Origin of the sequence: Vibrio sp. CAU 1672 (assembly GCF_029223195.1) — a bacterium.
Lineage (GTDB): Bacteria > Pseudomonadota > Gammaproteobacteria > Enterobacterales > Vibrionaceae > Vibrio.
Map to the genome: position 1 here is coordinate 194,616 of NZ_JARHUF010000004.1, position 12,563 is coordinate 207,178.

Here is a 12,563-nt window from a genome sequence, read left to right on the forward strand (position 1 = left end):
AGCTCGGAGGACGATTATGACAACAGCCATCACAATGGACGCTTTATTGAGCACTTGGTTAGATTGCCCAAGCCTCTCATCCGTTCTTGTTTCAGAATTGGAGCTGGACAGCCGTAACATTCAACCCGGAATGACGTTTGTCGCCATTATCGGCCATGCGGTGGATGGCCGCCAGTTCATCCCGGCGGCGATTAAGCAAGGTGCCAACGCGGTGATTGCCCAGGCTTGTCACAATAAACCTGACGGGCAGATCGAGATCATTGATGATATCCCGGTGGTGTATCTCGAAGCTCTGGATCAGCGTTTGTCGCAGATTGCCGGCCAGCTCTATCACCATGCGGATATGGCATTGATCGGGGTTACCGGCACCAACGGTAAAACAACCATTACCCAACTGATTGCCCAGTGGCTAGAGTTGATTGGCAAGAAGGCGGCGGTCATGGGCACCACCGGTAATGGCTTTTTGTCTGACTTACAGCAGGCGGTCAATACTACCGGTAACGCAGTTGAGATCCAGAAAACCCTCGCTGGTCTGGCGTGCCAACACGCTGAGTATACGGCGCTGGAGGTCTCTTCACACGGGCTGACTCAAGGGCGGGTCAAAGCCCTTTCGTTTGCTGCAGGTGTTTTTACCAACCTGAGCCGTGATCATCTTGATTACCACGGTACAATGGAAGAATACGCGCAGGCAAAACTGACCCTGTTTACCCAGCACCAGTGCGACCGGGCAATCATCAATATTGACGATGACATCGGTGCGCAGTGGGCGGCGGCACTGAATAATGCGGTAGCGGTCTCTTTGAAACCCACCAACGCGTTTGCTACAGCATTGTGGGCTAGCGATATTGTTTATACCGAATCGGGCATCCGCATCGGTTTTGATGGTGCCTTTGGTGACGGTATATTGCACGCGCCGTTAATTGGCGAATTTAATGCCACCAACCTGATGCTGGCGTTTGCGACACTGCTCAGTTTAGGCGTGGATAAAGCATCACTGCTGGCCACCGCCAGTCAGTTGCAGCCGGTATTGGGGCGGATGGAACTGTTTCATGCCCCGGGCAAGGCCAAAGTGGTGGTGGATTATGCCCACACCCCGGACGCACTTGAGAAAGCGTTACAGGCGCTGCGGGTGCATTGTCAGGGCAAGCTGTGGGCGATTTTCGGTTGTGGCGGTGATCGCGATCGCGGTAAACGGCCGATGATGGCGGAGGTTGCCGAACGTTTGGCGGATCATGTGGTGCTGACAGACGATAACCCGCGCAGTGAAGCCCCGGCGTTGATTGTCAAAGATATGTTGGCCGGTTTAACCCAGCCACAAAATGTGGTGGTCTATCACGATCGCTTTAAGGCGCTGAGTTACGCGCTGGAGCATGCGACATCGCAGGATATTATTTTGCTGGCAGGTAAAGGGCATGAGGATTATCAAGTGCTTAATGGTGAGACCGTTCATTATTCTGATCGCGAATCGGCCATGCAGTTATTAGGACTTTCATCATGATCGCTACGACGCTTGCGCAAATAGCTGCAATCACCCGAGGTGATCTTGTCGGCGACGATGGTACTGTCGATGCCGTTTCTACGGATACCCGCACCTTAGCCAAAGGGGCTTTGTTTGTGGCGTTAGTGGGTGAGCGATTCGATGCTCATGACTTTTGCCAGCAAGCGATTGAAACGGGTGCTGGCGCACTGCTGGTGCAAAAGCGCTTAGATGTGGCAGTGCCCCAGATTGTAGTTGCCGATAGCCGGGTTGCGCTGGGAGAAATTGCCGCCTGGGTACATCAATCTTGCCAAACCCCCACGGTCGCTATCACTGGCAGCTGTGGTAAAACCACGGTGAAAGAGATGGTTGCCAGCATCTTGCAGCGTAAGGGGAAGGTGCTGTTTACTGCCGGTAACTTTAATAACGATATTGGCGTGCCGTTAACCCTGCTGCGCTCATCTCCTGATGATGACTATGCGGTGATTGAGCTGGGGGCGAACCATATTGGAGAGATAGCTTACACAACCCAGTTGGTACAGCCAGATATCGCCTTGGTGAACAATGTTGCGGCCGCACACCTGGAAGGCTTTGGCTCTCTGGAGGGGGTAAAGCAAGCAAAAGGTGAAATATACCAGGGCCTTGTCAGCGGCGGGGTGGCGTTAGTTAACCTCGACAGCCACGGCGGAGCGTTATGGGAACCGGTATTGGCTGATAAGCAGGTTCTGACCTTTGCGGTGAATAACTGTGAGGCTGATTTTTTTGCTTCCGGTGTGGCCCTCAACCCGACAGGAGAGGCGAGCTTTACTCTGCATTGTCAGCATGATGCGCAGCAGATCGATATTCAGCTTGGGATCATTGGCCAGCACAATGTGGCTAACGCGATCGCTGCGTCAATTATAGCCTTAAAGATGGGGGCAACGGCTGAAGAGATCCAGCTGGGACTCAAGCACTTAATTAAGGTGAAAGGCCGGGTGGAAGTAGAGCAGCTCAACGGCCAGATCAAGTTGATTGATGACAGTTACAATGCCAGTGTACCGGCGATGCAGGCTGCGGTGGATCTGCTGGCGTCTTTTCAAGGTCAGCGTTGGTTGGTTTTGGGGAATATGGCTGAATTGGGTAAGGAAAGTCTTGCACTTCACCGTCAAGTCGGGGAACATGCTGCCCCACTAAAATTTGAACATGTGCTTACCTACGGTGCCGATGCGAAGATCATCAGTGATGTTTGCCAAGGAAACCATTTTGAGACACATCAAGAGATGATTGAATACATCAAGCAGCGTCTGGAGCAGGCGGCCTCTGAGCACCATACCATTCTGGTGAAAGGAGCCAACAGTGCCGGTATGTTTAAAGTGGCCGCTGCTTTGAAGGAGTATTATTAATGATTATTTGGCTTGCCGAGCTGCTACAGCCATACTTTTCTTTTTTCCGTTTGTTCGAATACCTGTCGTTTCGCGCTATCGTCAGTGTACTGACCGCTTTGGGTTTATCTCTTTGGATGGGGCCACGTTTGATCAAACGTCTGCAGATGCTACAGATTGGCCAGGTCGTTCGTCATGACGGCCCAGAGTCCCACTTCAGTAAACGCGGCACACCCACCATGGGCGGGCTCATGATCCTGGCAGCGATTGCGATCACGGTATTGTTATGGGCGGACTTGTCCAACCCTTATGTCTGGGCGGTTCTGGCGGTGTTGCTGGGTTATGGTGCGGTTGGGTTTGTCGATGACTACCGGAAAGTGGTGCGTAAAAATACCGACGGTTTGGTCGCGCGCTGGAAATACTTCTGGCAGTCCCTGATCGCTTTGCTTGTCGCGTTCGCGCTGTACGCCTATGGCAAAGATAGCGCTGCGACGCAGTTGGTGGTGCCGTTTTTCAAAGACGTGATGCCTCAGCTCGGACTGATGTACATTGTTCTGACTTACTTTGTGATTGTCGGCACCAGTAATGCGGTCAACCTGACTGATGGCCTGGACGGGCTGGCAATCATGCCGACAGTGCTGGTTTCAGCGGGTTTTGCAGCAATTGCCTGGGCGACCGGCAACGTCAATTTTTCCCAGTACCTGCATATTCCTTATCTGCCACATGCGTCTGAGCTGGTGGTGGTTTGTACCGCAATGGTGGGAGCCGGTCTGGGCTTTTTGTGGTTTAACACCTATCCTGCGCAGGTGTTTATGGGCGATGTCGGTTCATTAGCCCTGGGCGGCGCGTTAGGCACGATTGCCGTGTTGGTCCGTCAGGAACTGGTGTTGGTGATCATGGGGGGCGTCTTTGTGATGGAAACCCTGTCGGTGATTTTACAGGTCGGCTCGTACAAGTTACGTGGCCAGCGTATCTTCCGTATGGCACCGATTCATCACCATTACGAGTTAAAAGGCTGGCCAGAGCCACGCGTGATTGTGCGTTTCTGGATTATTTCTATTGTGCTGGTACTGATTGGATTGGCGACGCTGAAAGTACGTTAATCCTCCTGCCTCTGCAGGGAATCAGGCAAGACTAACTGTGTGAACAAATATGGACCGTTGGCAAAATATACATCAGGTGGTCGTCGCAGGGCTCGGTATTACCGGGCTCTCTGTCGTTAAACACCTCAGGAAAACACAACCACAGCTGGTGGTGAAAGTCATCGATACCCGGGCAAACCCGCCGGGACAAGAACGCCTGCCGCAAGATGTTGAGCTGCACAGTGGCGGCTGGAACACTGGCTGGTTGTTGGAGGCGGATCTGGTTGTGGCTAATCCAGGCATAGCTTTAGCCACGCCGGAGATCCAAGCCGTGCTTGAACGTGGTATTCCGGTAGTGGGAGACATCGAGTTGTTCGCCTGGGCGGTGAGTAAACCGGTGCTGGCAATTACCGGCTCTAACGGTAAAAGTACCGTTACCGACCTGACCGGGGTGCTGGCACGCGCCGCCGGGGTAACGGTGGGCGTCGGCGGGAATATTGGCGTACCGGCGCTGGATTTGCTTGAGCAAGACGCCGAGCTGTATGTGCTGGAGTTATCCAGTTTTCAGCTTGAGACCACATCAAGCCTTGAGCTGAGCGCGGCGGCGTTCCTTAATTTGTCTGAAGATCACATGGACCGTTATCTGGGCATGGACGATTACCGGCGGGCTAAGCTGCGCATCTTTGAGCATGCGAAGTTGGCGGTGGTGAATCGCGATGATCCGGCCAGTTATCCTGAGCGAGTCATGCCGCTGGTCAGTTTTGGTATGGATGAGCAAGAGTTCGGTCTCAGTCAAGACGGAGATCGCACCTGGTTAGTGGATCACGGCAAGAGAATCGTTAGCAGTGATGAGCTTAAGCTGGTCGGTAAGCACAATCTGGCGAATGTTCTGGTGGCGTGTGCTCTGCTCAAATCAGCGGATGTGGATTACTCCAAGGCACTGGCGGAACTGAAAAATTACACAGGACTGACACATCGTTGCCAGGTGGTTGCCGATAATCGGGGCATTAAATGGGTCAATGATTCCAAGGCCACCAATATTGCCAGTACCATCGCCGCGTTATCGGGGTTGGACTGTGCCGGCCGGCTGTATCTGCTGGTCGGGGGGGTGGGTAAGGGCGCTGATTTCACTCCGCTGCAGCCCATTTTGGCGGATTTGGATCTGCAGTTGTGCTGTTTTGGTCAGGATGGCGATGCGTTTATGTCGCTGCATCAGTCGGCACGACGTTTCGCAACCATGGAAGATGTGATTCAGCAAATATCTTCACAGTTAAAATCCGGGGATATGGTGATGCTCTCACCGGCATGTGCTAGTTTTGACCAATTCGACAATTTTATGGCAAGAGGCGATGCTTTTGCTCAACTTGCGCACGAATACGCATAATGGCAAGGGCTTATAATTAGTGGGTGTGGTGAACGTGAAACAGAGAATCCGTGACTGGCTGCGGCAACCGGCCCCTGAGGCACTGTTTGATCGTCAGTTAGTCTGGCTGGCGCTGGGATTGATGCTGACCGGGCTGGTGATGGTGACGTCGGCTTCGTTTCCGATCAGCTCGCGTCTGACCGACCAGCCTTTCCACTTCATGTTTCGCCATGCTACGTTTTTGATTCTGGCTCTGGTTACCTCCTGTGTGATATTGCAGGTACCGCTGGCGCAATGGTTTAAAAAAAGCCATTACCTGCTCTGGCTCTCCTTTGCCCTGCTGATCATTGTATTGCTGGCCGGTAAATCGGTGAATGGCGCATCACGCTGGATCCCGTTAGGATTGTTTAACCTTCAGCCAGCTGAAATCGCCAAACTCTCATTGTTTATTTTTATGTCCAGCTATCTGGTGCGCAAGCAGGACGAAGTCAGGCAGACCTTCTTTGGCGGCTTCATGAAACCGATCATGGTATTTGCCTTTCTTGCGGTGTTATTGCTTGGTCAGCCGGACTTGGGGACGGTGGTGGTGATGCTGGTGACCCTGTTCGGCATGCTCTTTATCGCCGGAGCTAAACTGACTCAGTTTCTTGCGCTGATGGTGGCAGGCATTGCTGCGGTGGTCGGTTTGATTTTGGTTGAACCATACCGGATGCGCCGTGTGACCTCTTTTCTCGACCCATGGGAAGACCCTTTCGGCAGCGGCTATCAGCTGACGCAATCCCTGATGGCCTTCGGGCGGGGTGAATGGTTTGGCCAGGGGCTGGGTAATTCGATTCAAAAGCTGGAATATTTACCCGAAGCGCATACAGACTTTGTTTTTGCCGTGCTGGCTGAAGAGCTGGGCTTTATCGGCGTAGTGCTGGTGCTGATACTGATTTTCAGTCTGGTGCTGAAAGCGATCTTTATTGGTAAACGTGCGTTTGAACAAGGTGAAATGTTTGGTGGTTACCTGGCGTTTGGCATCGGCATCTGGTTCGCCTTTCAGACCTTGGTCAATGTAGGCGCGGCGGCGGGTATTGTCCCAACCAAAGGCTTAACTCTGCCATTGATCAGTTACGGTGGTTCAAGCCTGATCATCATGTCGGTCGCCGTGTCGATACTGCTGCGTATCGATCATGAATGCCGTTTAACGGGCAAACTAGTCAACACAGAACGAAAAACACATGAAGAAAAGTAAACGTCTAATGGTGATGGCCGGAGGCACCGGTGGTCACGTTTTCCCGGGCTTAGCCGTCGCCAAGCAGTTGCAACAACAGGGATGGGAAATTCGCTGGTTGGGTACCGCAGATCGGATGGAAGCGGATTTGGTGCCTAAACATGGTATTGAGATTGACTTTATCCGCGTGAAAGGCTTACGAGGTCAAGGTATTAAACGTCTGCTTGCGGCACCATTTCAGATCATCAATGCCATCATGCAGGCTCGTACTCATATGAAGCGCTGGCAACCAGATGCAGTACTGGGCATGGGCGGTTACGTTAGTGGCCCCGGTGGTATTGCGGCTTGGATGAGCGGAATTCCTGTGGTACTGCACGAGCAAAATGCCGTAGCAGGGCTTACGAACCAATGGCTATCGAAAATCGCGAAGAAGGTTTTCCAGGCTTTCCCAGGTGCTTTTCCAAATGCCGAAGTGGTTGGTAACCCGGTTCGTGAAGACGTGACTCAGTTGGAAGCCCCAGTTGAGCGCATGCAAGAACGACAAGGCCCGATTCGTATTCTGGTGATGGGCGGTAGCCAAGGTGCACGCATTCTGAATCAAACTTTGCCAGAAGTGATGGCGAAATTGGGCAGAGATTACTGTGTTCGTCATCAGGCGGGCAAAGGTGCGGCAGAGGAAGTGAACGTGGCATACCAAGCCAATGGTGTCGCGAATGCAGAAGTCACAGAGTTCATTGATGACGTTGCACAAGCTTATGCATGGGCAGACTTACTCGTTTGTCGTTCAGGAGCACTGACAGTATCTGAAGTTTCAGCGGCGGGTGTCGGCGCGATCTTCGTTCCGTTTATGCACAAAGATCGCCAGCAAGCGCTGAACGCCGATCACTTGGTGGATTGCGGTGCGGCGAAAATGATTGAACAACCAGATTTAACCGTTGAGTCATTGACTCAACAGATCCAACAATTGGATCGACAAGCTTTACTAACAATGGCTGAGCAAGCGCGTGGCGCTGCAAAATTGAATGCTGACCGAGTTGTCGCACAAGCCATTGTCGCTTTGACCGAAAAGCGTTAACGAATTATTGAGAATAGAATTGATGACAATCCAACATACACAAGACTTAGCTCAGATTCGCGCCATGGTGCCAGAGATGCGCCGCGTGAAATCCATCCACTTCATCGGTATTGGTGGTGCGGGCATGAGCGGCATTGCTGAAGTGCTGTTGAACGAAGGCTACCAAATCACAGGTTCTGATCTATCAGAAAACCCTGTGACCGAGCGCCTGGTATCAAAAGGTGCGACGGTATTTATCGGCCACCAAGCAAGCAATGTAGAAAAAGCCAGTGTTGTTGTGGTGTCAACCGCGATCAATGAAGAAAACCCAGAAGTGATGGCGGCGCGTGAATTGCGTATCCCTATCGTGCGTCGTGCTGAGATGCTGGCTGAGTTGATGCGTTTCCGTCATGGGATTGCTGTTGCGGGTACGCACGGAAAAACCACCACCACAGCTCTGGTAACTCAAATCTATTCTGAAGCAGGCCTCGATCCAACGTTTGTAAACGGTGGTCTGGTGAAGAGCGCTGGCACGAACGCCCGCCTTGGTTCTAGCCGAATTCTGATTGCTGAAGCAGACGAAAGTGATGCTTCATTTCTGCACCTGCAACCTATGGTAAGCATCGTGACGAACATCGAGGCTGATCATATGGATACGTACGGTGGTGATTTCGAAACCTTGAAGCAGACTTTCATTGATTTTCTTCACAACTTACCGTTTTACGGTCAAGCAATTGTATGTATTGACGATCCGGTGATTCGTGAATTGATTCCACGCATTAGTCGCCAAGTGATCACTTACGGTTTCTCTGAAGATGCCGATGTACGCATCGAGAATTACCACCAAGAAGGTCAGCAAGGTAAGTTCACTGTGGTTCGTGCAGGCCGGGCAAATTTAGACATCACACTCAATATTCCTGGTCGTCATAATGCACTCAATGCTTCAGCTGCAATTGCGGTTGCGACGGAAGATGACATCAGTGATGAAGCAATCCTCAAAGCAATGGCTGGTACACAAGGTACTGGTCGGCGTTTTGATCACTTAGGCGAGTTCGATACCGGTAATGGTCACGCAATGCTGGTCGACGATTACGGTCACCACCCAACAGAAGTGGATGTCACCATCAATGCTGCACGTAATGGCTGGCAAGAAAAACGCCTGGTGATGATCTTTCAGCCGCATCGTTACAGCCGGACCCGGGATTTATACGATGATTTTGCTAACGTGCTTGAGCAGGTTGATGTGTTGATCATGCTGGATGTGTATCCGGCGGGAGAAAAACCGATAACCGGAGCTGATGGACGTTCATTATGTCGCACAATCCGTGCCCGGGGTAAGGTGGATCCCATTTTTGTGCCAGAAATTACCCAACTACCGTCAGTTTTAGCTAACGTTATACAAGACGGTGACTTGGTGTTAACTCAGGGGGCAGGGGATGTCGGTAAGGTAGCCAAGCAGCTGGCAGCCTATCAGCTGGATATTGATAAAATGCGTGGTTAACGACTGGCATGGCCGCAGGGTACAGATAAAGACGTAGATCTCGATTTTGTGCCACTAACATTGTGATTTATGAATATCAGTATTTGATAGTTTACAAGAGCTCAGTATAATCCCAAGGTTAAAATCAATGCTTTTGCTGTTTTACATTATAAACAAGCGCCATAGCTGCAGGGCAACAGTCAGGGAATACCAAGATTGTTAAATATGGCACTGAAGGAAGTGCGGCCGGAGCCGGAATGGCACCGAGGTCGTCAAGAGACCATTTTAGGCGGACTGTTTTTCGTTTTAGTTGTGACGTTAATCAGCTCCGTTTTGTATTCTGCGATCAGTTGGATGTGGGATGACCAGAGGTTACCTCTCTCCAAAATTGTACTTCAGGGGAGCCTGGAGTATGTCACGGCAGACGATGTGCAAGCGGCTTTGGGCCGTATTGATCATATCGGTACGTTTATGTCGCAAGACATTGATGTACTGCAGCAAAGTGTAGAGGCCTTGCCTTGGGTGGCACATGCCGCCATTCGTAAGCAATGGCCCGATACAGTAAAAGTGTTTTTGACTGAGCATCATCCGACAGCGATCTGGAACGGCATCGACCTGTTGAATGATGCCGGGTCGGTTTTTGCCGGTGATGTTGGGCAACTGAAAGAAGATAAAGTCAAATTATATGGCCCAGCCGACAGTGGCGCGGAAGTGTTGTCAACCTACCGCACCTTGCGGCCTAAGTTTGAACAACTGGGGCTGGCGATATCGTCATTGGTGCTGAATGAACGCCGTGCCTGGCAGATCATTCTTGACAACGGTATTCGTTTAGAGCTGGGCAAAGAGTCATTGAGTGAACGGATTGAGCGTTTTTTTACGCTTTACAATAAGCTCGGCAATGACACCCAAAAGATCAGCTATATCGATCTCAGGTACGATACGGGAGCCGCCGTCGGATGGTTTCCTGAACAAGAGTTAGAACAAGAGAGTACAGATGACTAAGGCCGCGGATGACAACATTATTGTTGGTCTTGATATAGGCACTGCAACCGTATCAGCTCTGGTGGGTGAGATTCTGCCTGATGGCCAGATCAATATTATTGGCGCAGGTAGCAGTCCTTCACGTGGCATGGATAAAGGCGGCGTGAATGATTTGGAATCGGTAGTGAAATCGGTACAACGAGCGATTGATCAGGCCGAATTAATGGCGGAGTGCCAAATCAGTCGAGTATTCATCTCACTGTCAGGTAAACACATCGCCAGCAGAATTGAAAAAGGCATGGGCACCATATCGGATGAGGAAGTGTCTCAGGAAGATATGGATCGTGCTATTCATACCGCCAAGTCGATTAAAATCGGTGATGAACAACGTATTTTGCATGTTATTCCGCAAGAGTTCACGATCGATTACCAGGAAGGGATAAAAAACCCGCTTGGGTTGTCTGGAGTAAGAATGGAAGTCAGCGTCCATTTGATCTCCTGCCACAACGATATGGCGCGCAATATCATTAAGGCGGTCGAACGTTGTGGGTTGAAAGTCGAGCAATTGGTATTTTCTGGGCTTGCCGCAAGCAATGCGGTGATCACCGAGGATGAAAGAGAGCTTGGGGTCTGTGTGGTGGATATCGGTGCCGGTACGATGGATGTTGCTATCTGGACCGGCGGTGCGCTGCGTCACACTGAGGTATTTTCGTACGCAGGAAATGCCGTTACCAGCGATATCGCTTTTGCTTTTGGTACGCCGGTGAGCGATGCTGAAGAAATTAAAGTGAAATATGGCTGTGCCTTAAGTGAACTGGTCAGTAAGGATGACACGGTTAACGTTCCGAGTGTCGGAGGGCGCCCTTCGCGAAGCCTGCAACGGCAGACTTTGGCTGAAGTGATTGAACCTCGCTACTCTGAGCTGATGGGACTGGTTAACCAAACTATCGACTCTGTACAAGCTAAATTGCGTGAAGAGGGGATTAAACACCATCTCGCTGCCGGGGTCGTATTGACCGGCGGAGCCGCGCAAATGGAAGGGGTGGTAGAATGTGCGGAACGCGTATTCCGCAACCAAGTAAGGGTTGGTAAGCCGCTGGAAGTGAGTGGCTTAACTGACTATGTAAAAGAGCCGTATCATTCTACGGCAGTTGGATTACTTCATTACGCAAGAGATATGCAGTCTGGTGATGATGGCGAATATAATGAACCTAAACGCTCATCGGTCACTGGCTTCTTTGGTAAATTGCGTAATTGGATACAAAAAGAGTTTTAACCTGAGTTGCAGGATAAACGGAGACAACACATGTTTGAACCGATGATGGAAATGTCTGACGATGCAGTAATCAAGGTCGTTGGAGTTGGTGGCGGCGGTGGTAACGCTGTTGAACACATGGTGCGTGAATCCATCGAAGGTGTGGAATTCATCAGCGTGAACACTGATGCGCAAGCACTTCGTAAGACAAGCGTTGGCAATGTTATCCAGATTGGTGGTGATATCACTAAAGGTCTGGGTGCAGGTGCTAATCCACAAGTTGGCCGTGACGCAGCTCTCGAAGATAGAGAAAGAATTAAAGAATCCATTACCGGAGCCGATATGGTGTTTATCGCGGCCGGGATGGGTGGCGGCACAGGTACTGGGGCTGCACCTGTGATTGCTGAAGTGGCTAAAGAGCTCGGTATTCTGACCGTTGCTGTGGTAACCAAACCATTCAGTTTTGAAGGCAAGAAGCGCTTGGCTTTCGCAGAGCAGGGGATCGATGAGCTGTCTAAGCATGTTGATTCGTTGATCACAATTCCAAACGAAAAATTGCTCAAAGTACTGGGTCGCGGTGTCACACTACTGGAAGCTTTTGCCAGCGCGAACGATGTATTGAAGAATGCGGTGCAAGGTATCGCCGAGTTGATTACCCGTCCGGGCATGATCAACGTCGACTTTGCCGATGTTCGTACCGTCATGTCTGAAATGGGTCACGCGATGATGGGCAGCGGTATTGCTAAAGGTGAAGATCGTGCCGAAGAGGCGGCAGAGATGGCCATCTCTAGTCCGTTACTGGAAGACATCGATCTTGCCGGTGCTCGTGGTGTGCTGGTGAACATTACGGCGGGTTTGGATATGCGTTTGGACGAATTCGAAACCGTGGGTAACACAGTCAAGGCGTTTGCATCTGACAATGCCACCGTAGTAATCGGTACGTCATTGGATCCGGATATGACGGATGAAATCCGCGTGACCGTAGTTGCAACTGGTATTGGTAACGAAAAGAAACCCGATATCACCTTAGTGGCTGGTGGTAAGGCAAAAGTTGCCCCTGCGCCACAAGTACAACCGCAAACGCAGGCCGCGGCAGCTACCCAAGCGGAAGAAAAACCGGCACAAACTTTGCAAGTACAAGAAAAGCCGCAGGTGACACCGAAAGCTGGCAACAGCATCTCTTCTTCTTCCGCTTCAACCAGCCAAAGCGCTGCGCCTAAGCAGGAAAAAGAGAGCGGTTATCTCGATATTCCGGCGTTCTTGCGTCGCCAGGCGGATTAATCCAGAAGTTTGA

10 protein-coding genes are annotated in these 12,563 nt (G+C 51.2%); all 10 read left to right on the plus strand.

Translation table 11 applies throughout. The features are described 5' to 3' along the window. Positions 1-16: 16 nt before the first annotated feature. Positions 17-1,498 (plus strand): UDP-N-acetylmuramoyl-L-alanyl-D-glutamate--2,6-diaminopimelate ligase, encoded by a 1,482-nt coding sequence (murE, locus tag P2G85_RS06265; protein ID WP_275863238.1) that lies wholly within the window; start codon positions 17-19, stop codon positions 1,496-1,498. Then, entirely contained in the window at positions 1,495-2,859 is a 1,365-nt protein-coding gene (gene murF, locus P2G85_RS06270; protein ID WP_275863239.1) for a UDP-N-acetylmuramoyl-tripeptide--D-alanyl-D-alanine ligase, read from the plus strand. The genes murE and murF overlap by 4 nt, the downstream gene beginning before the upstream one ends. After that, positions 2,859-3,941 carry a phospho-N-acetylmuramoyl-pentapeptide-transferase gene (mraY, locus tag P2G85_RS06275; protein ID WP_275863240.1) on the plus strand — a complete coding sequence of 361 codons (1,083 nt, stop codon included), beginning with the start codon at positions 2,859-2,861 and terminating at the stop codon, positions 3,939-3,941. Before murF ends, mraY begins: the two co-directional genes overlap by 1 nt. Before the next feature lie 49 nt (positions 3,942-3,990). Beyond that, on the plus strand, positions 3,991-5,304 hold the full coding sequence (gene murD / locus P2G85_RS06280) for a UDP-N-acetylmuramoyl-L-alanine--D-glutamate ligase (RefSeq protein ID WP_275863241.1): 1,314 nt from the start codon (positions 3,991-3,993) through the stop codon (positions 5,302-5,304). Positions 5,305-5,323: 19 nt separating this feature from the next. After that, positions 5,324-6,520, plus strand: a complete 1,197-nt coding sequence (gene ftsW, locus P2G85_RS06285; RefSeq protein ID WP_275863242.1) for a cell division protein FtsW — start codon at positions 5,324-5,326, stop codon at positions 6,518-6,520. Beyond that, a complete protein-coding gene (gene murG, locus P2G85_RS06290; protein WP_275863243.1) occupies positions 6,507-7,574 on the plus strand; it encodes an undecaprenyldiphospho-muramoylpentapeptide beta-N-acetylglucosaminyltransferase in 1,068 nt (355 codons plus the stop codon). The genes ftsW and murG overlap by 14 nt, the downstream gene beginning before the upstream one ends. Positions 7,575-7,596: 22 nt before the next feature. Beyond that, the gene (gene murC / locus P2G85_RS06295; protein WP_275863244.1) at positions 7,597-9,054 is read left to right on the plus strand and encodes a UDP-N-acetylmuramate--L-alanine ligase; all 1,458 of its coding nucleotides are present in this window, start codon (positions 7,597-7,599) and stop codon (positions 9,052-9,054) included. A gap of 195 nt (positions 9,055-9,249) precedes the next feature. Then, positions 9,250-10,035 carry a cell division protein FtsQ/DivIB gene (locus P2G85_RS06300; RefSeq protein ID WP_275863245.1) on the plus strand — a complete coding sequence of 262 codons (786 nt, stop codon included), beginning with the start codon at positions 9,250-9,252 and terminating at the stop codon, positions 10,033-10,035. Then, the gene (gene ftsA / locus P2G85_RS06305) at positions 10,028-11,290 is read left to right on the plus strand and encodes a cell division protein FtsA (RefSeq protein ID WP_275863246.1); all 1,263 of its coding nucleotides are present in this window, start codon (positions 10,028-10,030) and stop codon (positions 11,288-11,290) included. Before P2G85_RS06300 ends, ftsA begins: the two co-directional genes overlap by 8 nt. A 30-nt stretch (positions 11,291-11,320) precedes the next feature. Beyond that, the gene (gene ftsZ, locus P2G85_RS06310) at positions 11,321-12,550 is read left to right on the plus strand and encodes a cell division protein FtsZ (protein ID WP_275863247.1); all 1,230 of its coding nucleotides are present in this window, start codon (positions 11,321-11,323) and stop codon (positions 12,548-12,550) included. Positions 12,551-12,563: the final 13 nt, after the last annotated feature.